Origin of the sequence: Moheibacter sediminis, assembly GCF_900176425.1 — a bacterium.
Lineage (GTDB): Bacteria > Bacteroidota > Bacteroidia > Flavobacteriales > Weeksellaceae > Moheibacter > Moheibacter sediminis.
In genome coordinates this window covers 178,340-203,117 of the sequence record NZ_FWXS01000003.1, presented here as the reverse complement: position 1 = coordinate 203,117, position 24,778 = coordinate 178,340, and the positions used below count along the sequence as shown (strand labels likewise).

The window sequence follows — 24,778 nt, the reverse complement described above, 5'->3', positions numbered from 1 at the left end:
TTTATTAAATTCTTTTTACTTTCTACTTTTTACTTTGTACTTAATTTTATCTTTGCAACCTATTTATAAAAAATAACAATGATTTTACCTATTCGTGCATTTGGCGATCCGGTTTTAAGACAGACCGCAACGGACATTGACAAGGATTATAAAAACCTGAGTCAGCTGATTGCCAATATGTTTGAAACGATGTATGATGCATATGGCGTCGGATTGGCTGCACCGCAAATCGGTTTGGCGATTCGTTTGTTTGTGATTGATTTGACTCCGTTTGCGGAAGATGATGCTTACGAAGAGATCAGCGAAGAACTGAAATCGTTCAAAAAAGTATTCATCAACCCGAAAATTATTGAAAAAAAAGGTGAAGAATGGAAGTTTAACGAAGGTTGTCTGAGCATTCCTGGTGTTCGCGAAGACGTTTCCAGACCAGAAACAATCGTGATTGAATACTATGATGAAAATTGGAATTTGCAGAAAGAAGAAATTTCCGATATTCGTGCCCGCGTTATTCAGCATGAATACGACCATATCGAAGGCATTTTGTTTACGGATTATTTGTCCGCATTCAAGAAAAAATTAGTTCAAAATAAATTAAAAAATATTTCAAAAGGGAATGTGAAGGCAGATTACAAGATGCAGTTTCCCAATTAAATTTAGAAAAGAAAGATTATGGATTTAACTAAAATTATTTCAATTTCAGGAAAACCGGGATTGTTTAAACTGGTTTCTCAGGCTAAAGGAAGTTTCATCGTAGAGGATTTGGATAAAGGAAAAAAGACTTCTATTTCTGCACACAACAACGTGAGTTTGTTGGAGAATGTTGCGATTTATGGTGTTTCTGATGAATTTCCTTTAAAAGAAGTTTTTACAAGAATTTTCAATAAAGAAAATGGCGGAACAGCCATTTCACACAAGGAATCAGGTGCAAACTTGAGAAAATACATCGAGGAAGTTCTGCCTGAATATGACGAATCAAGAGTTTATGATTCAGATTTGAAAAAATTGTTTCAATGGTACAACATTTTGCAAGCGAAAGGTTTGGTAACGCCAGCTCCAGAAACTGAGGAAGCACCTGCTGAAGCTAAAACTGAAGAAAAACCAAAGAAAACTAAAAAGGCTGCTGCTCCTAAAGCGGATAAAGAAGAAGCGGCTGAAAAGAAAGCTCCTAAGAAAGCGGCTGCGAAGAAGAAAGAAGACTAAGTAATTATTTTAAATTATAAATGTTGAAATCGAAGATTCGACGAAGTCAATTTTGAATGATTCTTAAACTCATTTAAAATTCAAAACTTAATATTGTGAATTCACGGGATGAACAACTCAAAGCATTTAACCGTTTGCTCGACATCATGGATGACTTGCGTGAGAAATGCCCGTGGGATAAAAAGCAAACGCTGGAGTCGCTTCGTTACTTGACGATTGAGGAAATGTATGAACTTTCTGACGCGATTCTGGAAGATGATAAACAAGAAATCAAGAAGGAACTGGGTGACTTGTTCCTTCATTTGATTTTTTATTCGAAAATTGCTTCTGAAACCGATGATTTTGATGTGGCTGATGTGCTCAACGGCATCAGTGAAAAATTGATTTACCGTCACCCGCATATTTACGGTGACGTAATAGTTGCCGATGAGGAAGAGGTAAAAAGAAACTGGGAGAAACTGAAACTAAAAGAGGGTAAAAAATCTGTGCTGGAGGGCGTTCCCAAGTCTTTGCCCGCGATGGTAAAGGCGCATAGAATCCAAGACAAAGTGAAAGGAGTGGGTTTTGAATTTGAGAATTCAGAGGATACCTGGGCGAAAGTTGTGGAGGAAATCGAGGAGTTCAAAGCTGAAACCGATGTTGAAAAACGGGAATTGGAGTTTGGAGATGTGTTGTTTTCTCTGATCAATTATGCGCGTTTCACGGGAATCAATCCTGAAGATGCGTTGGAAAGGACGAACAAAAAGTTCATTTTGCGGTTCCAACAAGTCGAAATGCTTGCGCAGGCGCAAGGAAAAAACATTGCTGAGCTGACTTTGGCAGAGCAGGATAAACTTTGGGAAGAAGCAAAAAAGATAAGGTAGAATTATAATTCAAAAATATTTATTCTGAATTAATCAAATTCATTTCTAAATTCTCCTTTCACTTTTTGGATTTTAGCTTCTACCTCTCCTTTCATTTTGATATGATACTTAGTCAAATTCGAAGAAATTTTTTCATCAAAGCTTCCAATCATTCGTGCAGCCAACAATCCTGCATTTTTAGCACCGTTCAAAGCTACAGTTGCAACAGGAATTCCATTGGGCATTTGTAAAATTGACAAAATAGAATCCCACCCATCCACAGAATTGGAAGATTTAATGGGAACCCCAATTACCGGCAAAGTAGTCAGCGAGGCTACCATTCCCGGCAAATGCGCTGCGCCACCCGCTCCTGCTATTATTATTTTCAAACCTCTTTCTTTTGCTGATTTCGCATAATCAAACATACGTTCCGGTGTACGGTGGGCAGACACGATTGTCAATTCAAATTCAACTCCTAACTCGCTTAAAATCTCCCCTGCTTGTTTCATAATCGGTAAATCGCTGTCGCTTCCCATGATGATTCCTACCATAATATTTTATTTTAAGTTCAACGTTCTGCTGTTACTTGAACGGTTTTATTTACTTTTTCGATGTTTGATTTTAATTCTTCCAAATCATTTCCGATCAACGTGATGTGCCCCATTTTTCTACCGGGACGTGTTTCTTGTTTGGCGTACCAATGCAGGTAAACGCCTGGAATCTTTAAAATCTCATCCAAATTTTCAATCTGTGCTTTCCCTGATTCATTTTCTGCTCCGATCAAATTCACCATCGCCGAAGTAGAAAATAAATTGGTGCTTCCCAATGGTAAATCCATCAAAGTCCGCAGCATTTGGTCAAATTGCGAACTATAGGCAGCCTCTATGGTAGAATGTCCGCTGTTGTGAACACGACTCGCTGTTTCATTTACCCAAATCGAACCATCTTTATTCAAAAACATTTCTACAGCAAAAACGCCGGGAGAATTCAATGCTTTCACGACTTGTAGCGCAATTTTTTCTGCTTCTTTTGCTTTAATTAAATCCAAACTTGATGGCATCAACAAATAATCCAACAAATTGTATTCTTGGTTGAAAACCAATTCCACAACAGGATAATTTACAAAATTTCCTTTTCCGTCAGCTATGACTACCACTGCAATTTCTTTGTCTAAATCTGCAGGCGTTTCATAAATGGATGGCACTCTGAGAATTTTTTCGATTTCATTTCTAGATGGTAAAAACTGTACCCCCTTTCCGTCATAACCACCTTTGTTTGCTTTCTGAAAAAGTGGAAATTCAGTTACGACACAAATCAATTCCTTCCAATCTTCCAATTCGAAATAAGGTGCTGTTGGGATTTCATTGTCTATGTAAAATTTCTTCTGAACAGATTTGTCCTGAATGATTGCCAATGCTTCCGGATCCGGAACAATTCTTTTTCCAAGTGATTTCAAATGACGCAGAGCTTCCACATTGACATGCTCGATTTCGATTCCGATTGCATCCAGTTCTTTACCAAAATCAATTACAGTTTGATAATCTACAAAATCTCCCTGTACAAAATGATGCGCATGTTTGGCGCAAGGTGCATGTTCAGAAGGATCTAAAATGTGAATTTCTGCCGGATATTGCATCGCATTTTGCAAAAACATATATCCTAACTGTCCGCCGCCTAAAATTCCAATCTTAATCATGTTTGCGAAGTTAATTCTTAATGTTTAAACTTTCAAGATTTACGCACTTCGAAATTCGAATTTCGAAATTCGTTTTGTTACCTTTGCTTAAATTTTGAGATTTAATGAGCTTGTTTAAAAGAGCAATTCAATATACAAAACCTTATCGTTCTTCCTTTGCCATTGCCATTGCATGCAATTTCATGTATGCAATTTTCAATGTTTTGGCATTGGCATTTGTGATGCCAACTTTAAATATTTTATTTGATGAAGAAAAAAAGGATATAATCGCAAAACCGATTTTTTCCGGAGATTTAATGGATTTGAAAGATTTCGCTTCAGATTATTCTGCGTACTACATGAACGAAATCGCTATACAAAGCGGTCCTTTACAGGTTTTGCTTATTTCTTGCATAGGATTTATCACACTGTTTTTTTTTAGAAATATTTTCAGTTATCTGTCTGAATTTTTTCTAATTGATTTGCGTTCAGGTGTTTCAAAGGATTTTCGTGTTGATATTCACAATAAGATTTTGACACTGCCTGTTTCTTATTTTACCGAAAAGAAAAGAGGCGATATGCTTGTTCGCATTTCCAGTGATGTGGGGGAAGTCGAAGGGAATATTTTAAATGGTTTGGTTGAAATTATACGCAGTCCGATTGTGATCATCGTTTGTGTTTTTACACTTTTTATGATCAGTTACCAATTGACTTTATTTGCTTTATTGGTCTTCCCAATTATGGGAACAATTATTTCGATCATTGGAAAAAGTTTAAAGCGTGATGCAGGAAAAGCCCAAATTGAATTGGGAAATATCATGTCTTATGTAGATGAAACTTTGAATTCTCTCAAAATAATTAAAATATTCAATGCTGAAAATCAAATCAAAAAACGATTTGACAACTCCATCAATTACTTCCGAAAATTACTTCAAAAAGTAATGAAAAAGCGTGCGCTGGCATCGCCCACAAGTGAATTTTTAGGGGCAATTACCATTGGGATGATTGTATTTTTTGGAGGAAAATTAAGTTTAGAAGGAAATGGGCTGAAAGGTTCAGAATTCATATTTTATATAGCAACCTTTTACACTTTATTAGATCCGATAAAAAGATTTTCCCGTTCGCTTTCCGATATACAGAAAGGACAAGTTTCGGCACAAAGAATTTTCGAAGTGTTGGATACCGAAGTTTCAATTCAGGACAAACCTGATTCGATTAATTTTCAGGAATTTAAAAATCAAATTGAATTTAGAAATGTAAATTTCGGATATGCAGAAAAAACGATTATCAAAGATTTCAATTTGACCATTAAAAAAGGAGAAACTATTGCTCTGGTGGGGCATTCCGGAAGCGGAAAATCTACTTTAGCCAATTTGATTACGAGATTTTATGATGTTTCTGAAGGCGAAATTTTAATTGATGGCGTAAATGTCCGCGACATTAAATTGAAAGAATACAGACAACTTTTTGGACTGGTAACACAGGACAGCATTTTGTTCAATGATTCTGTGTTTAATAATATTGCGCTCGGTGATGAAAACCCGTCGATGGAAAATGTAAAAAATGCAGCGATGATTGCCAATGCAGAAGAATTTATCTTGAAACTTCCGGAACAATACAATGAAAGCGTCGGTGAAAGCGGTGGAAAACTCTCCGGTGGACAAAAACAACGTTTGAGCATTGCGCGTGCAGTTTACAAAAACCCACCTATTATGGTTTTGGATGAAGCAACTTCAGCACTCGACACCCAATCGGAAAAATTAGTTCAGGATGCATTGAGCAAAATGATGCAAAACCGGACTTCTTTGGTCATTGCGCATAGGCTTTCGACCATTATGAATGCGGACAGAATTATCGTTTTGGAAGATGGAAAAATCATAGAATCGGGTAACCATAATGAACTTTTAGAGAAAAAAGGAAATTATGCAAATCTGATTCAACTTCAGAATGTAGAATAAAAAATTCCTGTCATGAGAAATGACAGGAACAAATTTAAACTATGGACAATAATTATTGCCTGCTAAATGTAACCCTCGCAGTCTGACCCTCAAATTGTTGTTCTGTCGTGAACTTATTGTTATTATCTGAGAAATTCAATTCTGCGGAAGTTGGCGTTTGATTGATAGTAATCGTATAAACATTTCCTTCCCTGGACCAGGTTCCATTATCGTCAGGGCCGGCTTCGCAATCTCCTTCCGCATTTTCCTGGAAAGTTTTATTTACTACAGAATAGTCATTGTAGAAATGAGAGACAGTCTCAATTTCACAAACTCCCTGAAACACTAAAATCGGATAGATGTCGGTATCATCAACAATAATACTTGAAATTTTCCATGCGCCCACAATTACATCCACGTTGTTATTATTTCCACCTTCGTCATCGTTGCTACATGACATTGAAAACAATCCCATCAATAAAACAGGAACAACAAACATTAATTTTTTCATATAAATCATTTTAATTTAACCTTAATATAACGTGCCGATTTTAATGCTTATTTTTGAAATGATTTTATTTATGAATCATTTGTGGAATTTTTAACAAGAAACACGGCGAATCCTAACAGCTTACTAAAAAAAAGTAATCTCATAAAACAACGCGCTCTGGAACTGGGTTTCGGAAGTTGTGGCATAGCCAAAGCTGAATTTCTGGAAGAAGAAGCTAAACACCTAGAAAGCTGGCTGCACAAAGGAATGCACGGTAAAATGTCTTACATGGAAAATCATTTTGACATGCGGCTTGACCCGAGATTGCTGGTGGATGGTGCAAAATCTGTAGTCTCTCTTACTTATAACTATTTTCCGGAAAAGATTCAGGAAAATCATTCTTACAAAATTGCCAAATATGCTTACGGAACCGATTATCATTTTGTTGTAAAAGATAAATTAAAAGAACTTTTAAATTTCATACAAGAAGAAATCGGTGAAGTCAATGGGCGCGCTTTCGTAGATTCCGCACCTATTTTGGAACACGCTTGGGCAAAAAAATCCGGAATTGGCTGGGTCGGAAAAAATTCACTTACACTTTCCAAACAGAAAGGTTCTTTTTTCTTTTTAGCTGAATTGATTCTCGATTTGGATTTGGAATATGATTCTCCCATTCAAACTGATCATTGCGGCAGCTGTACAAAATGCATCGACTCATGCCCTACTGAAGCAATTTTACCGAACAAAACTGTCGATGGAAGCAAATGCATTTCTTATTTTACAATTGAATTGAAGGAAGAAATTCCATCGGAAATGTCCGGCAAATTTGGCGATTGGATTTTTGGATGTGATGTTTGCCAGGACGTTTGCCCTTGGAATCGGTTTTCATTGCCGCATCGCGAAGAAAAATTTAACCCAAATGAAGAATTACTAAATTATTCAAAATCAGAATGGGAAGACATAACAGAAGATGTTTTCAGAAAAATTTTTGCAAAGTCTCCTGTAAAAAGAACTAAATTTGAAGGAATCAAACGCAATATCGATTTTATAAAACCTAATTAATTCTTTTATGAAAAAAACTTTCACTATACTTTTATTTGCTGCTTCATTGGCTTTGAGTGCGCAAATTTCCACAACCCGAATGAATGATTTGAAACTCGGAATGTCATTATCTGAAGTCGAATCTTCATTAGGTAAACCATTAGAATTGACCAAGGGTGAAAACGATTATGGATATGTCACTAAAATTTCACATAAAGGAGCGGAATTTTCGGTTCGTTTTATAGAAAATCAAAATGAAAGCGGGATGACATATTATTCACTTTATGAAGTGGAAACGGTTTCTTCAGCTGTCAAAACCATTTCAAAAATCGGTATTGGAAGCAGTTTAGATGATTTGTGGAAAGCATATAAAAACTATTCAATTTCTGTTTGGAAAGGTTGGGATGAGAACACAGAAAAATATTCTACTACCGAGCGAGTTTTTCAATTACAGGATAATGATGCCGCAACCGTGCTTTATTTCTACTTGAGAAATGATAAAGTTTATAAGATTTCTTTGAATTATTTTGAAGGCTGTTAAGCCTGCTTAGCGAACTGTTTTGGGGTAATTCCGTATTTCTTCTTGAAAGCTGATATAAAATGGGAAGGATTTTCATAGCCGATTTCATAGGCAATGTCTTTTACTTGTAAATCTCCGGTTTCCAATTTTTCACGCGCCATTTCTAGTTTTTTATCCAGCACAAAACCGTAAACCGTACTGCCATAAACTTGTTTGAAACCTTCTTTCAGTTTGTACTCAGAAAGTCCTGATTGTTCGGAAAGTTCTTTCAAAATCGGAGGATTATTTAAATTTTCAAGAAGAATTTCGCGTGCTTCTTTCAATTTTTTTGCATCTTTTTCATTATCCAGAAAAGGGCAATTTTCTTTTTGATTGCTTTCTGATTCGGAAAAATGCAATGTAAAAAGTTCATACACTTTCCCTAAAACATAGAGGTTTTCAAAATGAGGATTGAGATTATTGTTTTCAATTTGGTTCAAGACCATTCGGATGGTAGTGGAAATATTTTGCTGATTGTAATATTTAGTTTGCGTTTTGGTTTGATTCAAAAATTCAGCCCGAATATTATTATCCGAAAACAAATTGTGCAGCTTCTCAACCGAAACAAAAACGATGGTAACTTTAGAGTCTGAATTGATGCTTAAATTCAATGGTAATTCCAATGAAGGGTTGTAAATTAAGAAACTAAAACCGTCATTGAGATTGATTTTATAATTCCCATTGTTGAAATTAAAAGTCATTCCCCCTTTGGTACAAAAGTAAAATTGAATGAATTTTTTATCAATTCCTTTTGTAATCGTATCTGTAAAAGGCGTATTGTTGTCAATGTGTGCCAGATAAATATCCGAGCCCATCCAATATTCTTTTACTTTACTTTTATAGGTATTTTTCAGTTTTGTTTCCATAAATGACATTCATCAGCTATACTACATCAAATGTAAAAACACTTTACCAGAAAGCATTCATAATGCAAAGGTAAGTATTTTGTTTAGAATCATTCTAAAAAAATGAATTTCGACAAATAGCGTTATTTCTCAAAAGAAGGCGTTATTTTTACATTAAGAACCGTTCTATTTTTGTCGTTGAATAAAATGAGCGTGAACCACACAAAGAAAAATTTTTATGTCATCGGAATCAGTTTTGAAAAAGCTGATGCTGAAACACGTGGTAAATTTACTTTTTTTCCGGATGCAGTTGAAGCTTTTACAAATGAGGCAAAAGAATTAGGAATTGAAAGTTTCTTTGTGGTTTCCACTTGTAATCGTTCCGAATTTTATGGTTTCGCTGAAAATCCGCAGACAATGATTGATTTGTATTGCAAATATACGAACGGAACTGTGGAAGAATTTTTACCGGTGATGAATCTTACTGAAGGTGACGGAGCGATTCGTCATTTATTTGAAGTTTCCTCTGGTTTGAAAAGCCAGATTTTAGGTGATTTTGAAATCATCGGTCAAATCAAAACCTGGTTCAGTCGATTCAAAAAGCAGGGTTCATCAGATTCATTTTTAGAAAGATTGATCAATACAGCTATTCAAATCAGTAAAAAAGTCAAGAACCAAACCACCCTCAGCAATGGCGCAGCTTCGGTTTCTTATGCTGCCGTACATTATATCCTTTCCACGCAAAAAGAGGTTTCGCAAAAAAACATTCTTCTGTATGGAATCGGAAAAATTGGAAGAAATACTTGTACCAACTTGGTCAAACATACACAAAACGATCATATTACGCTAATTAACAGAACCAAGGAAAAAGCTGAAGTACTGAGCCAGAAATATGAAGTTTTGGTAAAAGATTTTTCCGAATTAAATAATCAATTGAGGCAAACAGATATCCTGATTGTTGCTACCGGATCGAATCACCATACGATTACGGAAGACATGATTCCATTTGACAAAGAAATGGTAATCATCGATTTGTCGGTTCCTGAAAATGTTTCGCATACTCTGGCGTCTAGAGAAAACATTCAGTTGATAAATGTTGATGGCTTGTCAAAAATGGTCGATGATACATTGGGTTCGCGCAAAGAATCTGTCCCGGCCGCTTATGCAATCATTGAAGAACACAAACAGGAATTTGATGAATGGCAGAAAAGCAGAGAATTCGTCCCTGTAATTCAATCATTTAAACAAAGATTGGAAAATTTACATCAATTTGAATTTCAGAATCTACAAAAGAAAAATCCTGAAATCAACGGAAAAGAATTTTTGCTTGCCGATAAATTAGTTCAAAACCTTACCAATCAATTTGCTTCTTACATTCTCGAAAACCGCGAAAATGCAGACCATACCATCGCTTTGATGGAAGATATTTTCCGATTAAAAGCCAAAGCTTGATGCAGAAAATCCGAATTGGAACACGCAAAAGTCCACTCGCTATGTGGCAAGCCGAACTTGTGGCAAGTAAACTCAAGGACAAAAACATATCCACTGAAATAGTTCCCATTACTTCCGACGGAGACATCAATCTGAAACAACCGATTTATCAATTGGGAATTTCCGGTGTTTTTACACATTCGCTTGACACTGCTCTGATTAATAACCAGATTGACATTGCCGTTCATAGTTTAAAGGATGTTCCGACGATTCTTCCTGAGGAAATTGAATTGGTTTCCTGTCTGGAAAGAGGAAATCCATATGATGTTTTGATTTATAAATCGGATAAAATTTTCGAAAAAAGTAAACGAACGATTGGCACTGGAAGTTTGAGAAGGAAGTCTTTTTGGCTCAATAAATTTCCGCAAGATGAAGTAGAAAATCTTCGTGGAAATGTACAATTAAGATTACAAAAATTAATAGAATCAGATTGGGATGGAGCTATTTTCGCTTATGCCGGTATTGAAAGAAGCGGAATTTTGGGAGAATTGAATTCGAGAGGATTGAAATATCAAACTTTAGAATGGATGATTCCCGCGCCATCACAAGGAATTGTGGGAATTACCGTAAGAAAAGGTTTTGAAATGCCGAAAATTTCTCATGAAAATTCTACAATTTCAGCTAAAATTGAACGACAGTTTTTAAATATTTTGGAAGGCGGATGTACCGCGCCCATTGGCGGATTTGCTGAAATAATTGATGAAATTGTTCATTTTAAAGGAGCGGTTTTGTCTTTGGATGGAAGCAAAATAATTTTAGTTGATGAGAATTTCCTCAAGTATGAATTTGAAAATAAAGGAAAAGAATTAGCAGAGAAATGTTTGAATAACGGTGCAAAGGAATTGATTCAACAAGTTCAAAAAGAATTAAAAGCGTGAAAAAAATCCTTTTCACAAAAGAAATTTCGTCTGATTTTTTGAAACAGAATTTGTCTCAGGAGATGGATTTTGATGTTGTTAATTTTTTAGAAATTAAAATTAATCCTGAAGAAAAAATAATCCCTTTTTTAAATAAATCCATTGAAAATTATTTACTTACAAGTCAAAACTCAGTTAAAGCGATTAAAGATTTAGATTTAAAAGGAAATTTTTATGTAGTCGGGCAAAAGACCGCTGAGAAATTAATTCAAAATAATTTCAAAGTTGAAGTTGTAAAAAATTACGCTTCTGAATTGGCTGAATTCATATTAGAAAATAAAACTTCTAAAGAATGGATTTTCTTTTGCGGAAACAACCGACGTGATGAATTGTTTGAAAAATTAATTCCCAATGGACATTCCATCAAAGAAATTCAATGTTATGAATCACATCCAAATCCGCATGATTTGGATGACAATAATTATGATGGGATTGCATTTTTCAGTCCTTTGGGCGTCAAATCTTATTTAGAAAATAATAAAATTTTACCCGAAACAATCATCTTTTCGATTGGTAAAACGACTTCACAAGAAGTAAGAATACATACAAAAAACAAAATTATCAACGCCAAAATTCCAACTTTGGAAAGTGTCATAGAAACCATAAACAACTATTATTATGTTGAAAAATGATTTATTGCTGAAAGCATTGCGAGGAGAAGAATTGCAAAGACCGCCCGTGTGGATGATGCGTCAAGCCGGTCGTTATTTACCTGAATTCATCGCTTTACGCGACCAATATGATTTTTTCACACGTTGTCAGACACCTGAGCTGGCTACTGAAATCACATTACAGCCGCTGAGAAGATTTCCGTTGGATGCAGCGATTTTATTTTCTGACATTTTAGTGGTTCCGCAAGCGATGGGTATGAATTTCGAAATGAAACCCGGCGTTGGTCCTTGGCTGGAAAATACAATTAAAACTTCAGCTGACGTGAAAAATGTAATTGTTCCGGATGTAGAAGAAACTTTGGGCTACGTTTTTGAAGCGATTAAGCTAACCAAAAAAGAATTGGACGGAAAAGTTCCTTTGATCGGATTTGCGGGCTCTCCGTGGACTATTTTGTGTTATGCTGTGGAAGGAAAAGGTTCGAAAACATTTGACATTGCAAAAGGATTTTGTTTTGAAAATCCGGTTGCTGCACATGAATTACTTCAAAAAATCACCGATACAACAATCAAATATTTATTGAAAAAAGTAGAATCGGGTTGTGATGTAATTCAGATTTTTGACAGCTGGGGCGGTTTGCTTTCTCCAAACGATTATGATGAATTTTCCTGGCCATATATCGAACAAATTGTAAATGTGCTTGCGGAAAAAGTTCCGGTTACGGTTTTTGCAAAAGGTTGTTGGTTTGCATTGGAAAAAATGAGTCAGTCAAAAGCTTCAGCTTTGGGCGTGGATTGGACAGTAACGCCACAAATTGCCCGTTATTTGACTAAAAATTCTATAACGCTTCAAGGAAATTTCGATCCTGCACGTTTGCTTTCTCCGCCTGAAACAATTCAAAAAATTGTCAAAGAAATGATCGATGAGTTTGGAACTACAAAATACATTGCAAATTTAGGACATGGAATTTTACCTAATGTCCCAGTTGAACATGCGCAGGCATTTGTAGAAGCAGTTGTGAATTATAAGAAAATTTAAATTTCTGGATTTTCATTTGAAACAGACAAAATGGAAAGTTTTGTTTCGCCGGCTGGCATGTTCCAATTGACTGAATCATTTTCAGAAAATCCAATCAATGCAGTTGCTAAAGGAGCAAAAATCGAAATTTTCCCCTTCTTGAAGTCAGCATTTTCAGGAAGCACAACTTGAATTTTCATTTTACGTTTGGACTTTTCTTCAACGAATTCTACTTCTGAATTAATTCTGATTATTTTTTTGTTGAGTTCTTGTTCCTGAATGACGATGGCCCTGTCCAATTCATTCGAAAGTTGTTGTACATCTTTGGTCAAATTTGCATCTGTGTTTCTTTTGATGATTTCGCGCAACATTTGATATTCTGACAATAATATGATTGGTTTTAAATTCATGATTTTAATTTTTAATAATAGTTTTCATTCTTCAATTTTTGAAGAATATTTTAAAATTTGAAGTAATATTTCTCCCGAAAGAATTATCGAGAGGCTGAAATGATGTAGGCTTTGTTATGTGAACCCAAGACAGTTTCACACATTTTTTTGGAAAGGGATAACTGAAATATATTATTGTATGTATTTCTACATTTACACATTTGAAAATAAATTTTCAGTAAAAATTATTGCTTGATAAGTGTGGCAACTTCTGTAGTGCCGTCTTCGAACATTACACGAACCATATATTTACCTTTTTTAAGGTTGCGTACATTTAATTCGATGTTCTTTGAAGAAGAGTTTGTATAAGTTTGAGAAAAAACTTCGCTTCCGATGATACTGTAAATAGAAATTGCTTTTACTTCGAATTGATTTCCTTCGATAGAAACCTGAACATCTGCAATCGCTGGATTCGGAGAGATTTTAACTGTTTTTTCAGCAGCATTATTAGATATAGAAATCCCCCCTTTGTTCTGTGCCTGCACAGTCAAAGCGGAAAATGTTAAAAACATAATAAGTAGAATCTGTTTCATATCTATATCTCTACAAAATTAGAACTTATTTTAATTAAAAACAATACCCATGCCAAAATATTTTAACAAAAAAAAGCCCTGACAAAATCAGGGCTTTAAATTTATATCTCAAATAAGATTATATCCCGTAACGGATGAATCCAACTACCTCTAATTCAGGGCTGATAGATTTCAAATGTTCAGCTACAGTTAATTTAGCTTCTTTGATAAATGGTTGGTGAACCAATGTATTTTCTTTGAAGAATTTCTGCAATTTACCTTTTGCGATGTTTTCGATCATGTTTTCGGCTTTACCTTCCTGACGCAATACATCTTTTGCAATTTCCAATTCTTTCTCAACGATGTCAGCAGAAACTTCATTTTCATTCAAAGCTACCGGATTCATTGCTGCAACCTGCATTGCGACTTCTCTTGCACCTTCTTCAGCGCCGTCAACTTTAGCAGAAAGAGCTACAACCGCACCGATTTTGTTACCAGCGTGGATATAAGAATTTACAAATGCACCTTCGATTTTCTGGAAAGTTCCGATTTCGATTTTCTCACCGATTACACCTGTTTGTTCAGTCAATTTTTCAGCAACTGTAATTCCTCCGAAATCAGCATTCAAGAAAGATTCTTTGTCAGCGTAGTCAAATGCCATATCAGCAAATTTGTGAGCCAATGCAATGAAATCTTCGTTTTTACCTACGAAGTCAGTTTCACAGTTAAGAGAAACAATCACACCTTGTGTGTTGTCAGCATTTACTTTTGCAATAACAGCACCTTCAGTACTTTCTCTGTCAGCTCTGTTTGCAGCTACTTTTTGACCTTTTTTACGAAGAATTTCGATTGCTTTTTCGAAATCTCCTTCCGCTTCTTCCAAAGCTTTTTTAGAATCCATCATTCCGGCTCCTGTAGCGGTTCTTAATTTACTTACTTCTGCAGCGGTTGCTTTGTACATTGTATTTAGTTTTTATTGAATTAAAAAATTTGAATCTAAAATAAAAAGTAGTTCTCTCAATTACGAAAGAACTACATTAACTTTTGTTTAAATGTGATGAATATTCATCGTAAATTATTCAGCGTCTTCTGTAGTGTTTTCTTCTACAACTTCAGCTTTTGGTTCTTCTTTAGCTTTGTCTTTTTCAGCTTTACGGGTTGACAATCCTTCTTTGATTGCTCCTGTAACATGCTCCAAAATAATGTCAATTGATTTTGATGCATCATCGTTTGCTGGAATTGGGAACTCAACTTCTCTAGGATCTGTGTTGGTATCAACCATTGCAAAGATTGGAATACCCAATTTCTGAGCTTCTGCTACTGCAATATGTTCTCTCACTGTATCAACGATAAAGATCGCTGAAGGAATTCTTGTCATGTCAGCAATTGAACCTAAATCGCGCTCTAATTTCAAACGTTGACGATCAACTTGTAGTCTTTCTTTTTTAGATAGTGTTTCGAAAGTTCCATCTTTTTTCATTCTATCAATGGAGTTCATTTTTTTGATCGCTTTACGAATTGTAACAAAGTTCGTAAGCATCCCGCCCGGCCATCGTTCAGTAATATAAGGCATATTGATGCTTTCCGCGTGTTTTGCAACAACTTCTTTCGCTTGTTTTTTTGTAGCTACGAAAAGGATTTTACGACCTGATGCAGCGATTTTACCCAAAGCTGTTGAAGCTTCTTCTAATTTAACTGCAGTTTTGTGAAGGTCTATGATGTGGATCCCGTTCTTCTCCATAAAGATATAAGAAGCCATGTTTGGGTTCCATTTTCTTGTCAAGTGACCGAAGTGTACTCCGGCTTCCAACAATTCTTTTACATTTGCTTTTGCCATTTTTTTGTTTTTTTAGTTTACGTTCTGCCTAATTTGCAAGCAATGTTTGAGTGGTTGAATGAATTCGCGCCTTAAACATTTAGATGCTAAACCTACCGTAAAATGGTTTTATAATTTATTATTTTTTAATTTAAAGTTGTAAGTTTTCAAATTCAATTTAAACATTGAAAATAAAACTCTAAACATGTATTAACGTTTCGAGAACTGGAATCTCTTACGAGCTTTCTTCTGTCCGAATTTCTTACGCTCTACCATTCTTGGGTCACGAGTCAACAAACCTTCTGGTTTCAATTGTCCTCTGAAATCTGTATCGACCTCGCACAAAGCTCTTGAAATCCCTAAACGGATTGCTTCTGCTTGTCCTGTGATCCCACCTCCGAAAACTTTGATATCTACATTGTATTTACCTTTTGTCCCAGTGATAGTCAAAGGTTGTTCTACTTTGTATTGCAAAACTCCGGTTGTGAAGTATTCTTTTAATTCGCGGCCATTTACGAAAATTTCTCCGTTACCTTCTTGTAAGTAAACTCTTGCAACGGCTGTTTTTCTGCGGCCTATTTTGTGAACGATTGCCATAATTAATTTTAAATATATGCGTTAATATCTATTTTCTTTGGTTTTTGTGCCGTATGCTGATGCTCTTCTCCTGAAAAAACATGAACATTTGATAAAAGTTGGCTTCCCAATTTATTTTTTGGCAACATACCTTTTACCGCTTTTTCGATCAAACGGATTGGGTCTTTGTCAAATAATTGCTGAGCAGTCAAACTACGCTGACCACCTGGGTAACCTGTGTGACGAATGTATAATTTATCGTTCCACTTGTTTCCTGTTAATTGGATTTTATCAGCATTTACAACGATTACATAATCTCCGCAGTCTGCGTGAGGTGTAAAGTTTGTTTTGTGCTTTCCTCTTGCCAGCTTAGCAACTCCTGAAGCTAATCTACCTAGACTTAGGCCGGCTGCATCAACCTGAATCCACTCTTTTTGAGAGGTTTCTTTATTAGCTGATATTGTTTTGTAACTTAACGTATCCACTATCTTGATTTTTACTATGTTATATTCTGAATGAAATTCGGGTTGCAAATGTATGAATTCATTTTGGATTCACAAATGCCTTTGAATAAATTATTTAAAAATTTTATCATAAAAATAAAAAAGCCCCTGACGGGGCTTATTAACTTTATATTTTGAGTAAATTATTTTACTACAACTTTAGTGTTTTCTACACCACCATTTGCATATTTAACTTGTGCAACATATACACCTGCAGGCAATGAAGATACATTTACTTTAGTTCCTTTAGTTTGAGAAACAACTTTACCAGTCAAATCAATTACATTAACTTGTACAATTTCGTTTTTAGCTGTAAAGTTGATAACTGAAGAAGATGGGTTTGGATAAACTTGTAAGTTTGACTTAGCATTTACATCTGAAACTGCCATGCTCAAGTTTCCGTCAAATTTCAATACTCCGATAGAACCTCCAGGTCCGTCGCTGAATTGACCACACCATCCTGTTGTTCCATTAAAGAACTCCAATCTACCTCTTTGCTCTCCTGAATCAATTTCAATCCAAGTCATTCCTCCATCTGTAGAGTATGAAGAACCCATTGGTGCTGCAGAGTTGATACCTGAAGATACGAATGTACTAGCTGTTCCCGGAACGTGAGTAATGTCACCTGGATACCATACACCTTCTGGAACGATATCTTCCCAAGTTGAACCACCATTAGTTGTTTTGTAGATAAAAACTGAACCGTTATCGTTTGTGATTAACAAACCATTGTTTGCATCAGAAAAAGCAAAATCTGCAGAAGATCCAGCAGTAATTACACCACCAAAGTCGATTGCAGGACTTACAAATGCTTCCCAGTTAACACCTCTGTCATTAGAACGTAAAATACGACCTGTACTTGTTCCTAACCAAATGTTATCTCCAACTACATCTTTCATACCTACATAAGTAAACTCATCAGCATTCTGAGGAGCTGGAGCTGTTGAAATAACCGTCCAAGTTGCACCTCCGTCTGTAGTTCTGTACATTTCAAATTTACCTGCTACTGGATCCCCTCCTGAATATCCATTGTTAGCATCCCAAAAATAGATATGGTTAGCAAAAGAAGCAGAAGCTGTAAAGATTCCACCAGAATATTTCGTCCAGTTAGTACCTCCATCTGTAGTTTTCCATATTCCATTATTAGTAGCACCTCCACTGCTTGGAGCAGTTATAAGGTAAGCAGTATTTCCATCAATAGCAGCTATATCACTTAATAAAGCTCCAGAAGGAATTTCCTCAGCAGTCATAGAAACCCAAGTAGAACCACCATCAGTAGTTTTAGCGAAGTCTTTTGGATAAGTTCCTCCTCCTGTACCATCATAAGCTGTCATCCACACAGTATTAGCATCTGCTATAGATATTTCATCTACACCCCAGCTTTGAGGCCAATTGGTAGCTTGTGGAGTCCAAGCCTGAGCATTAGCTAACACACCTGTTAATGCTATTGCCAAAAAATAAATTTTCTTCATTTCTTTATATTTATTAAAAATTACAAGTCGTAAAATTATCAAACTTTATTTCAAAAACAAATTTTTATCAGTTAAAAAATCATTTGAAATAGATTTTATACTTTTGTTTCCATTATAAATAATTGAATCATGGAAGTTCAGACTGAAAGCAAACTAACTTTTGACCAGTTCAAAAAACAAATAATTGAAGATTATAAAATAGCCGTTTTATCGAGAGAAACCAGTCTTTTAGGAAGACGTGAGGTTTTAACGGGTAAAGCTAAATTCGGAATTTTCGGTGACGGAAAGGAATTGCCACAAATAGCAATGGCACGTGTTTTCAAGAACGGAGACTTTCGTTCGGGATATTACCGAGATCAAACTTTTATGCTGGCCATAGGTCAATTGACACTTTCTGCGTTTTTTGCACAATTATATGCCAATACAGATTTAGAGAAAGAACCCGCTTCCGGTGGTCGTCAAATGACTTCTCACTTTGCTACTCGTTCTTTAAATGATGATGGGTCGTGGAAAAATTTAACAGAGCAAAAAAATTCGAGCTCAGATATTTCTCCGACTTCAGGGCAAATGCCAAGATTGCTTGGGTTGGCACAGGCTTCTAAGTATTACCGCGAAATCACAAATGCTGATACAGAAAATAATTTTTCTATCGAAGGAAATGAAATCGCATTCGGAACCATCGGTGATGCAAGTACTTCGGAAGGCCCTTTTTGGGAAACCATCAATGCCGGAGGCGTTTTACAGGTTCCCATGATTGTTTCAATTTGGGATGACGGATACGGAATCTCAGTTCCGGCTAAATACCAAAGAACCAAAACTAATTTAAGCGAATTGTTATCGGGTTTCCAAAGAAATGAAGATGAAAGAGGTTATGAAATTATCACTTGCAAAGCTTGGGATTATGCCGGTTTGATTGATGCTTATCAACGTGCTGAAAAGTTAGCAAGAGAAGAACATATTCCTTGCATCATCCACGTGAGAGAGTGTACACAGCCACAAGGGCACTCGACTTCTGGATCGCATGAGCGCTACAAATCTGAAGAAAGATTGGATTGGGAAAAAGAATTTGACGGAATTGCGAAGTTTAAAGAATGGATTTTGAATTTCGATGCGGCAGATGAAAAACTGGCAACAGAAGAAACATTAAATAAAATTGAAGAAGAAGCCAAAAAAGAAGTTAAAACTGCTCAGAAACAAGCTTGGGAAGACTATTTGAATCCATTATTGAATTTGAAAAATCATGCAGTTGAATTGTTGGAAAAAGTTGCATCGGAAAGTCCAAATAAATCTTTCATAGAAACTGAAATTAATTCTTTAAAATCAAAACAAACACCATTTAAAAAAGATGTTTATTCTGTTGTGAGGAAGGTTTTCAGAATGACCAGAGGAGAAAATTCTAATGCTAAAAAAGAACTAATCCAATGGTTTGAAGCGAGAATGAAAATTGAAAATGATGTGTATTCATCGCACTTGCATAGTGAATCTCAATGGAATGCTTTGAATGTGGAGAAAGTTGACCCTATCTATGCAGAAGAACCTTTATTGGAAGACGGACGCGTAGTTGTGAGAGATAATTTTGATAAAATATTTGAACAAAATACCAATGTTTTAATCTTTGGAGAAGATGCAGGAAACATTGGTGATGTGAACCAAGGATTGGAGGGATTGCAGGAAAAATACGGAGAAACAAAAGTTTCTGATACCGGAATCCGTGAAGCTACTATTTTAGGACAAGGTATCGGAATGGCAATGCGCGGGCTTCGTCCTATTGCCGAAATTCAGTACCTCGACTATGTATTGTATGGATTGCAATTAATGTCAGATGATTTGGCGACAGTTTTATACAGAACAAAAGGTGGGCAAAAGGCACCTTTAATCATCAGAACGCGCGGACATAGATTGGAAGGTGTATGGCATGCAGGTTCGCCAATGGGTGGAATCCTGAATTTGGTGCGAGGAATGTATGTTTTAGTGCCGAGAGATTTAACAAAAGCAGCTGGATTTTATAATACTTTGTTGAAATGTGATGAACCAGCTATCGTTGTGGAAAGCTTGAACGGCTACCGATTGAAAGAAAAAATGCCTCAAAATATCGGTGAATTCAATACACCAATCGGTGAGGTGGAAATCACTAAAACAGGAAGCGATGTAACTTTGGTTACGTATGGCTCGACATGGAGAATTGTAACTGAAGCAGCTAAGGAATTGGCTCAATTAGGAATCGATGCCGAAGTTATCGATATCCAGTCTTTGCTTCCGTTTGATGTGAAGCATGATATCGTGAAAAGTTTGGAGAAAACCAATCGTCTGGTTGTGATTGATGAAGATGTGCCGGGCGGTGCTTCTGCGTTTATGATGCAGCAAATATTGGAAGAACAAAACGGATATTTCCACCTCGATAGCAAACCAATTACGATTGCGGCGAAAGCGCACCGAACTGCTTACGCAACGGATGGAGATTATTTTTCGAAACCATCTGTGGATGACATCGTGGAAAAGGTTTATGAGTTGATGCTCGAAGCGAAACCGAATGATTTCCCTGAATTGTTTTGAATAATTTAAATATTCAATTTTAATATATTAAATCCGCCATTGAGCGGATTTTTTTATTATGTATCGGATTGCTTTATTTAAAATGATTTGTGTTAGCTAAAGTTTCTGCAGAAAATGCAAAGGCCTTTGAAAAACTTACTAATAGAATTGCTGAAATTGCTGAAAACTCTGCAGAGGATGCTGAAGTGAGTGCAAAATTTGGGATGGGAATGTGCAAGACATAACCAGATCAGAGACAAAACTTGGTCTCTTCATCAGGTTGTTTGGTGTTTTATCGAAAAAAAAGCAGGTATAGATTAAGAAAATTTGAAAAATACCAAGAATTTGGTATGTTGTATTTGTTTATACGCCTTTATCTTTGCCTCAGGTTTAGGTTGGTTAAAATAAAAACACCGTCTTCTGTAATGGATGACGGTGTTTTTTGTTTTATAAATTTTGCAACAACTTTTCATTAAATAACCGGACTTTCAGTTCTTCTCCTAATCTCAAAGACCCACATCTTTTCTCTATCGAATTCAGTTTTATAAAGAATCTGCACCAGGGATATGCAGGGCGCGACTTTAAGGAGCGGTGCGAAATGCAATGAAGCACCGTAGCGAAGCGAAGCCCGGAGCAGCCCGGCAGGTGCCTAAAAATGAGAAAAAAAGCAAAAAGGCAAAAGACAGAAATAAAGTCTATGTATAAAATATTTGAACCAGAATAAATAATAAGTTTTTACGAAGTTCTCCAAGGTAAAATATGATTGTAACAATTATATCATCGTTACCCTATCCGGTTCGGTGTGCACTAAGACGTCGGCGACTTGCGGAATTTGCTTCTGGATTTCGTCTTTGAGGTCGTGTGCAATTTTATGGCCTTCTATGACGGAAATGTTGCCATCGACAATCATATGTAAATCGACGTAATAAGTCATCCCCATCTTGCGGACGTGGCACTTTTCGGTGTCAACTACTCCACTTACCGTCACTGCAATTTCACGGATTTGGATAATCAAATCATCATAGATTTGTTCGTCCGAAATCTCTCTGAGAACGGGACGGAATATTTTGTAAGCGTTGAAAATGATAATTCCTGATGCAATCAGGGCGGCCCAGTCATCAGCTGCTTCAAATCCATCTCCCATGAAAATGGCAATGGCGATACCGATGAATGCCATAACGGATGTGATGGCGTCGCTCCTGTGGTGCCATGCGTCGGCTTTGAGCGAGGAGCTGTGGGTTTCACGGCTTTTGCGGATGACATATTGGTAGGATAATTCTTTGAATATGATAATTCCTCCTAGCACAAATAAGGTGAACGTTTTGGGTCCTTCGTGCGGGGTTTTGATGTTTTGGATGCTTTCGTAAGCAATGATGGTAGCAGAAACGACGAGAAATCCGATAACTGCAAATGTGGTCAGGGTTTCGAATCTTCCGTGTCCGTACGGGTGGTTTTCATCTGCGGGTTTGGTGGAATATTTGAGTCCAATCAAAACCAAAATGGATGAAAATACATCAGCAGTGGATTCTATCGCATCGGCAATCAATGCATAGGAATTTCCTAAAATACCTGCTGCTCCTTTGATCAAAACGAAAAATAAATTTCCGATGATGCTGAAAACGGAAGTTCGTATAGCGGTCTTTGAACTCATGTGTTATTTGGAATTATTTGTATTAAAAAACCTCAAAGTTTGATTTTCTTTGAGGTTTTTGTTTTATCTGTCTAATTTTAATCTTTTGCTAAGAATGGATATCTGTAGTCTTTAGCAGGAACGAAAGTTTCCTTGACTGTTCGGACGGAAACCCAACGCATGAGGTTCATCGCAGAGCCTGCTTTGTCGTTGGTTCCCGAAGCACGAGCTCCACCAAATGGCTGCTGCCCTACAACTGCTCCTGTCGGTTTATCGTTTATATAGAAATTCCCTGCAGAATTTTCCAGTGCTTTGATTCCTTGGTTCAATACATAACGGTCTTTTGCGAAAATCGCTCCTGTCAATGCATAATCAGAAGTTGTATCCACCAATTCCAATGTTTTGTCCCAGTCTTTGTCTGCGAAAACATAAATCGTCAAAACTGGTCCGAAGATTTCTTCTACCATGCTTTCGTATTTTGGATTGGTCGTCAAGATAACCGTTGGCTCGATAAAATAACCAACTTTGTCATCACATTTTCCTCCAAAAACAACTTCAGCTTCTTTGCTTTTCTTCGCTCTGTCGATGTAACCTTTACTTTTCTTGAATGAGTTGGCATCAATTACGGCTGTCACGAAGTTTGAAAAATCTTCAGGACTTCCCACTGTAATGGTATCTAATGCTTTTTTCATTTCTTTCTGAACTTTCGTCCAAAGGCTTTTTGAAATATAAGCTCTGGAAGCGGCGGAACATTTTTGTCCCTGGTATTCAAATGCGCCACGAATCAATGCTGTAGCAACTTCTTCAGGATTTGCAGATTTGTGCGCAACCACGAAATCTTTTCCTCCTGTTTCTCCAACGATTCTTGGGTATGTTTTGTGCGTATTGATGTTTTCTCCGATTTGTTTCCACAATGATTTGAATACAGAAGTGGAACCCGTGAAATGTAATCCTGCAAAATCCGGGTGCTCGATACAAATTTTTGCTGTTTCAGCACCTCCTGTCAAAATCATATTGATAACCCCGTCCGGCAAACCTGCTTCTTTGAAGACTTCCATGATTACTTGAGCTGAATAAACCTGCTTGTCAGATGGTTTCCAAACTACCACGTTCCCCATCAATGCCATAGAAGCAGGAAGATTTCCTGAAATCGCCGTGAAATTGAATGGTGTAATCGCAAATGTGAATCCTTCCAATGGCCTGTATTCAACACGGTTCCAGATTCCATCTGATGAAATCGGCTGGTCTGCATAAATCTGTGTCATGAACTCCACATTGAAACGTAGGAAATCGATATATTCACAAGCTGCATCAATTTCTGCCTGGAAAGCATTTTTGGATTGCCCGATCATAGTTGCAGCGTTGATTCTGGCACGGTAAGGTCCGGCAATCAAGTCAGCTGCTTTCAGGAAAATCGCTGCGCGGTTTTCCCAAGACATATCTGCCCAGTTTTTGCGCGCTTTCAAAGCGGCGTCAATTGCTTTGGCCACATCTGATGCCTGACCTGCATGGTAGTAACCTACAATGTGCTGATGGTCATGCGGGGGACGGATTTCTTTTTTGTTTCCGCTGAATATTTCTTCACTACCGATGTACTGAGGTACTTCGATGGTTTCTTTGTACATTTTTTTGTAAGTGGCAAGTAATTCTTTGCGTTCAGATGAACCCGGTGCATAAGATTTTACAGGCTCATTGCCCACGAAAGGGACTTGGTAAATTCCTTTTGGCATTTTGTTTTGCTTTTAAAAATTGTTGCACAAAGGTAAGAACTAAAAGTTTAAAGTTTAGGTTTGAGGGTTTAAAGTTTTTATTTGAAAAAGTATAAATTTGCAGACTTTAAAAAAATTTAATTTATGAAAAAATTATTTTTCTTGTTTACCTCGGCGATTTTTATGATAAGTTGTAGTAATGACGATGGTTCGTCTCCAATCGTAGACGAACCTGCAGAACCAAAAATTTACATCAAAAAAATAATCAATGTAGCATTGGCTGATTCTGATGGAACTACTGAAACTTTTTTGGTTGATTTTGAATATGAAGGTAATCAATTAAAAAAAATAATTAGTGGAAATGGATATACTGAATTAGAGTATTTAAATGGAAAGATAGTTTCGTATGCTAATTATAGTGATGGAAATATCAATTCAAGCGGTGAATTAGTTTATAACGGAGAACTATTAACGCATACACTTGCAGATGATTCGGGGTATAAGTTCAGAATTGATTATACTTACTCCAATGATGGGAAATTAAAAAGGACTCAACAATGCAGTGGCACAGAACCTTGCACCAATAACAATAGTTATACTGAATTTACGTTTCAAAATGACAACATCGTTCAAGAAGTAAATTCAATGGTCATATTTGGAACTCCGACAATTACAACTTATAATTATACTTACGATGACAAAAAGAATCCATTTACAAACTATGATGAGGTAACCAGAATTTTATTAAAAGATATGGTTAATGCAGCATTAAGTAAAAATAATTATACTTCGCAAACAGATTATAACGGAAGTTTAATCAATTATACAAACACTTATACTGAAGATGATTATCTGAAAAAACATGAAGGAAGATATGATTCCAATGGAAGTTTTTATGTTTCCTTTGAGTATGAATACACTGAATTATAATTCAACTGGCTCCTCCGGGAGCTTTT

At 36.3% G+C, this 24,778-nt stretch carries 26 protein-coding genes; 13 read left to right on the top strand and 13 right to left on the bottom strand.

The window, feature by feature from the left end:
• The first annotated feature begins 78 nt into the window (after window positions 1–78).
• From def to mazG, 3 genes are all read left to right on the top strand, one after another.
• Window positions 79–651 carry a peptide deformylase gene (gene def / locus B8977_RS06025; protein ID WP_084016783.1) on the top strand — a complete coding sequence of 191 codons (573 nt, stop codon included), beginning with the start codon at window positions 79–81 and terminating at the stop codon, window positions 649–651.
• 18 nt (window positions 652–669) lie between these two features.
• Window positions 670–1,200 (top strand): DUF5606 family protein, encoded by a 531-nt coding sequence (locus B8977_RS06020; RefSeq protein ID WP_084016782.1) that lies wholly within the window; start codon window positions 670–672, stop codon window positions 1,198–1,200.
• A 95-nt stretch (window positions 1,201–1,295) separates the two neighbouring features.
• Window positions 1,296–2,063, top strand: a complete 768-nt coding sequence (gene mazG / locus B8977_RS06015; RefSeq protein ID WP_084016781.1) for a nucleoside triphosphate pyrophosphohydrolase — start codon at window positions 1,296–1,298, stop codon at window positions 2,061–2,063.
• Between the two features lie 29 nt (window positions 2,064–2,092).
• Here the strand turns inward: mazG and purE are convergent, their stop codons facing one another.
• Complete coding sequence (purE, locus tag B8977_RS06010; RefSeq protein ID WP_084016780.1) at window positions 2,093–2,593, bottom strand: 5-(carboxyamino)imidazole ribonucleotide mutase; 501 nt, start codon at window positions 2,591–2,593, stop codon at window positions 2,093–2,095.
• Window positions 2,594–2,610: 17 nt separating this feature from the next.
• Window positions 2,611–3,738, bottom strand: a complete 1,128-nt coding sequence (locus tag B8977_RS06005; RefSeq protein ID WP_084016779.1) for a 5-(carboxyamino)imidazole ribonucleotide synthase — start codon at window positions 3,736–3,738, stop codon at window positions 2,611–2,613.
• A 104-nt stretch (window positions 3,739–3,842) separates the two neighbouring features.
• On the opposite strand from B8977_RS06005, the gene B8977_RS06000 reads away from it, so the two are divergent.
• Window positions 3,843–5,675, top strand: coding sequence for an ABC transporter ATP-binding protein (locus tag B8977_RS06000; protein ID WP_084016778.1), 1,833 nt, complete (start codon window positions 3,843–3,845; stop codon window positions 5,673–5,675).
• A gap of 52 nt (window positions 5,676–5,727) precedes the next feature.
• On the opposite strand, the gene B8977_RS05995 is transcribed toward B8977_RS06000, so the two are convergent.
• Window positions 5,728–6,165 (bottom strand): lipocalin-like domain-containing protein, encoded by a 438-nt coding sequence (locus tag B8977_RS05995; protein ID WP_159447457.1) that lies wholly within the window; start codon window positions 6,163–6,165, stop codon window positions 5,728–5,730.
• Between the two features lie 81 nt (window positions 6,166–6,246).
• Between B8977_RS05995 and queG the strand changes: the two genes are divergently transcribed.
• Entirely contained in the window at window positions 6,247–7,206 is a 960-nt protein-coding gene (queG, locus tag B8977_RS05990) for a tRNA epoxyqueuosine(34) reductase QueG (protein WP_084016776.1), read from the top strand.
• A gap of 7 nt (window positions 7,207–7,213) precedes the next feature.
• Window positions 7,214–7,726 (top strand): hypothetical protein, encoded by a 513-nt coding sequence (locus B8977_RS05985; RefSeq protein WP_084016775.1) that lies wholly within the window; start codon window positions 7,214–7,216, stop codon window positions 7,724–7,726.
• On the opposite strand, the gene B8977_RS05980 is transcribed toward B8977_RS05985, so the two are convergent.
• Entirely contained in the window at window positions 7,723–8,610 is an 888-nt protein-coding gene (locus B8977_RS05980) for a helix-turn-helix domain-containing protein (protein WP_084016774.1), read from the bottom strand. The two genes, B8977_RS05985 and B8977_RS05980, sit on opposite strands and share 4 nt — an antisense overlap.
• Window positions 8,611–8,796: 186 nt before the next feature.
• Between B8977_RS05980 and hemA the strand changes: the two genes are divergently transcribed.
• The 4 genes from hemA to hemE are packed head-to-tail and all read left to right on the top strand — an operon-like array spanning window position 8,797 to window position 12,644.
• On the top strand, window positions 8,797–10,041 hold the full coding sequence (hemA, locus tag B8977_RS05975; protein WP_084016773.1) for a glutamyl-tRNA reductase: 1,245 nt from the start codon (window positions 8,797–8,799) through the stop codon (window positions 10,039–10,041).
• Window positions 10,041–10,958, top strand: a complete 918-nt coding sequence (gene hemC / locus B8977_RS05970; protein ID WP_084016772.1) for a hydroxymethylbilane synthase — start codon at window positions 10,041–10,043, stop codon at window positions 10,956–10,958. Before hemA ends, hemC begins: the two co-directional genes overlap by 1 nt.
• Window positions 10,955–11,629: a uroporphyrinogen-III synthase gene (locus B8977_RS05965; RefSeq protein WP_084016771.1), complete on the top strand. Its 675-nt coding sequence runs from the start codon at window positions 10,955–10,957 to the stop codon at window positions 11,627–11,629. Before hemC ends, B8977_RS05965 begins: the two co-directional genes overlap by 4 nt.
• Entirely contained in the window at window positions 11,616–12,644 is a 1,029-nt protein-coding gene (hemE, locus tag B8977_RS05960) for a uroporphyrinogen decarboxylase (RefSeq protein ID WP_084016770.1), read from the top strand. The genes B8977_RS05965 and hemE overlap by 14 nt, the downstream gene beginning before the upstream one ends.
• Here the strand turns inward: hemE and B8977_RS05955 are convergent.
• The 7 genes from B8977_RS05955 to B8977_RS05925 form a co-directional block, all read right to left on the bottom strand.
• Window positions 12,641–13,033 (bottom strand): GreA/GreB family elongation factor, encoded by a 393-nt coding sequence (locus B8977_RS05955; protein WP_084016769.1) that lies wholly within the window; start codon window positions 13,031–13,033, stop codon window positions 12,641–12,643. The two genes, hemE and B8977_RS05955, sit on opposite strands and share 4 nt — an antisense overlap.
• 224 nt (window positions 13,034–13,257) lie before the next feature.
• Window positions 13,258–13,605, bottom strand: coding sequence for a T9SS type A sorting domain-containing protein (locus B8977_RS05950; protein ID WP_084016768.1), 348 nt, complete (start codon window positions 13,603–13,605; stop codon window positions 13,258–13,260).
• Between the two features lie 118 nt (window positions 13,606–13,723).
• The gene (gene tsf, locus B8977_RS05945; RefSeq protein ID WP_084016767.1) at window positions 13,724–14,545 is read right to left on the bottom strand and encodes a translation elongation factor Ts; all 822 of its coding nucleotides are present in this window, start codon (window positions 14,543–14,545) and stop codon (window positions 13,724–13,726) included.
• A gap of 114 nt (window positions 14,546–14,659) precedes the next feature.
• Entirely contained in the window at window positions 14,660–15,421 is a 762-nt protein-coding gene (gene rpsB / locus B8977_RS05940) for a 30S ribosomal protein S2 (RefSeq protein ID WP_084016766.1), read from the bottom strand.
• A 189-nt stretch (window positions 15,422–15,610) separates the two neighbouring features.
• On the bottom strand, window positions 15,611–15,997 hold the full coding sequence (rpsI, locus tag B8977_RS05935) for a 30S ribosomal protein S9 (protein WP_084016765.1): 387 nt from the start codon (window positions 15,995–15,997) through the stop codon (window positions 15,611–15,613).
• 8 nt (window positions 15,998–16,005) lie between these two features.
• A complete protein-coding gene (rplM, locus tag B8977_RS05930) occupies window positions 16,006–16,461 on the bottom strand; it encodes a 50S ribosomal protein L13 (protein WP_084016920.1) in 456 nt (151 codons plus the stop codon).
• Between the two features lie 161 nt (window positions 16,462–16,622).
• Window positions 16,623–17,951, bottom strand: coding sequence for a T9SS type A sorting domain-containing protein (locus tag B8977_RS05925; protein ID WP_084016764.1), 1,329 nt, complete (start codon window positions 17,949–17,951; stop codon window positions 16,623–16,625).
• A 129-nt stretch (window positions 17,952–18,080) separates the two neighbouring features.
• On the opposite strand from B8977_RS05925, the gene B8977_RS05920 reads away from it, so the two are divergent.
• Together B8977_RS05920 and B8977_RS15260 are read left to right on the top strand one after the other, a co-directional pair.
• Entirely contained in the window at window positions 18,081–20,504 is a 2,424-nt protein-coding gene (locus tag B8977_RS05920; RefSeq protein WP_084016763.1) for an alpha-ketoacid dehydrogenase subunit alpha/beta, read from the top strand.
• An 89-nt stretch (window positions 20,505–20,593) separates the two neighbouring features.
• Window positions 20,594–20,728 (top strand): hypothetical protein, encoded by a 135-nt coding sequence (locus B8977_RS15260; protein WP_262494077.1) that lies wholly within the window; start codon window positions 20,594–20,596, stop codon window positions 20,726–20,728.
• A gap of 527 nt (window positions 20,729–21,255) precedes the next feature.
• On the opposite strand, the gene B8977_RS05915 is transcribed toward B8977_RS15260, so the two are convergent.
• Complete coding sequence (locus B8977_RS05915; protein WP_084016762.1) at window positions 21,256–22,134, bottom strand: cation diffusion facilitator family transporter; 879 nt, start codon at window positions 22,132–22,134, stop codon at window positions 21,256–21,258.
• Window positions 22,135–22,211: 77 nt separating this feature from the next.
• Window positions 22,212–23,843, bottom strand: coding sequence for an L-glutamate gamma-semialdehyde dehydrogenase (gene pruA / locus B8977_RS05910; RefSeq protein ID WP_084016761.1), 1,632 nt, complete (start codon window positions 23,841–23,843; stop codon window positions 22,212–22,214).
• 123 nt (window positions 23,844–23,966) lie between these two features.
• Between pruA and B8977_RS05905 the strand changes: the two genes are divergently transcribed.
• A complete protein-coding gene (locus B8977_RS05905) occupies window positions 23,967–24,752 on the top strand; it encodes a hypothetical protein (protein WP_084016760.1) in 786 nt (261 codons plus the stop codon).
• The last annotated feature ends 26 nt before the right edge of the window (window positions 24,753–24,778 follow it).

Excerpts from the sequence above, each read along its gene's own strand:
- def (WP_084016783.1), top strand. The coding sequence starts at position 79 with ATGATTTTACCTATTCGTGCATTTGGCGATCCGGTTTTAAGACAGACC.
- B8977_RS06020 (WP_084016782.1), top strand. The coding sequence starts at position 670 with ATGGATTTAACTAAAATTATTTCAATTTCAGGAAAACCGGGATTGTTT.
- purE (WP_084016780.1), bottom strand. The coding sequence starts at position 2,593 with ATGGTAGGAATCATCATGGGAAGCGACAGCGATTTACCGATTATGAAA.
- B8977_RS06005 (WP_084016779.1), bottom strand. The coding sequence starts at position 3,738 with ATGATTAAGATTGGAATTTTAGGCGGCGGACAGTTAGGATATATGTTT.
- B8977_RS06000 (WP_084016778.1), top strand. The coding sequence starts at position 3,843 with ATGAGCTTGTTTAAAAGAGCAATTCAATATACAAAACCTTATCGTTCT.
- B8977_RS05995 (WP_159447457.1), bottom strand. The coding sequence starts at position 6,165 with ATGAAAAAATTAATGTTTGTTGTTCCTGTTTTATTGATGGGATTGTTT.
- B8977_RS05985 (WP_084016775.1), top strand. The coding sequence starts at position 7,214 with ATGAAAAAAACTTTCACTATACTTTTATTTGCTGCTTCATTGGCTTTG.
- B8977_RS05980 (WP_084016774.1), bottom strand. The coding sequence starts at position 8,610 with ATGGAAACAAAACTGAAAAATACCTATAAAAGTAAAGTAAAAGAATAT.
- hemA (WP_084016773.1), top strand. The coding sequence starts at position 8,797 with ATGAGCGTGAACCACACAAAGAAAAATTTTTATGTCATCGGAATCAGT.
- hemC (WP_084016772.1), top strand. The coding sequence starts at position 10,041 with ATGCAGAAAATCCGAATTGGAACACGCAAAAGTCCACTCGCTATGTGG.
- hemE (WP_084016770.1), top strand. The coding sequence starts at position 11,616 with ATGTTGAAAAATGATTTATTGCTGAAAGCATTGCGAGGAGAAGAATTG.
- B8977_RS05955 (WP_084016769.1), bottom strand. The coding sequence starts at position 13,033 with ATGAATTTAAAACCAATCATATTATTGTCAGAATATCAAATGTTGCGC.
- B8977_RS05950 (WP_084016768.1), bottom strand. The coding sequence starts at position 13,605 with ATGAAACAGATTCTACTTATTATGTTTTTAACATTTTCCGCTTTGACT.
- tsf (WP_084016767.1), bottom strand. The coding sequence starts at position 14,545 with ATGTACAAAGCAACCGCTGCAGAAGTAAGTAAATTAAGAACCGCTACA.
- rpsB (WP_084016766.1), bottom strand. The coding sequence starts at position 15,421 with ATGGCAAAAGCAAATGTAAAAGAATTGTTGGAAGCCGGAGTACACTTC.
- rpsI (WP_084016765.1), bottom strand. The coding sequence starts at position 15,997 with ATGGCAATCGTTCACAAAATAGGCCGCAGAAAAACAGCCGTTGCAAGA.
- B8977_RS05925 (WP_084016764.1), bottom strand. The coding sequence starts at position 17,951 with ATGAAGAAAATTTATTTTTTGGCAATAGCATTAACAGGTGTGTTAGCT.
- B8977_RS05920 (WP_084016763.1), top strand. The coding sequence starts at position 18,081 with ATGGAAGTTCAGACTGAAAGCAAACTAACTTTTGACCAGTTCAAAAAA.
- B8977_RS05915 (WP_084016762.1), bottom strand. The coding sequence starts at position 22,134 with ATGAGTTCAAAGACCGCTATACGAACTTCCGTTTTCAGCATCATCGGA.
- pruA (WP_084016761.1), bottom strand. The coding sequence starts at position 23,843 with ATGCCAAAAGGAATTTACCAAGTCCCTTTCGTGGGCAATGAGCCTGTA.
- B8977_RS05905 (WP_084016760.1), top strand. The coding sequence starts at position 23,967 with ATGAAAAAATTATTTTTCTTGTTTACCTCGGCGATTTTTATGATAAGT.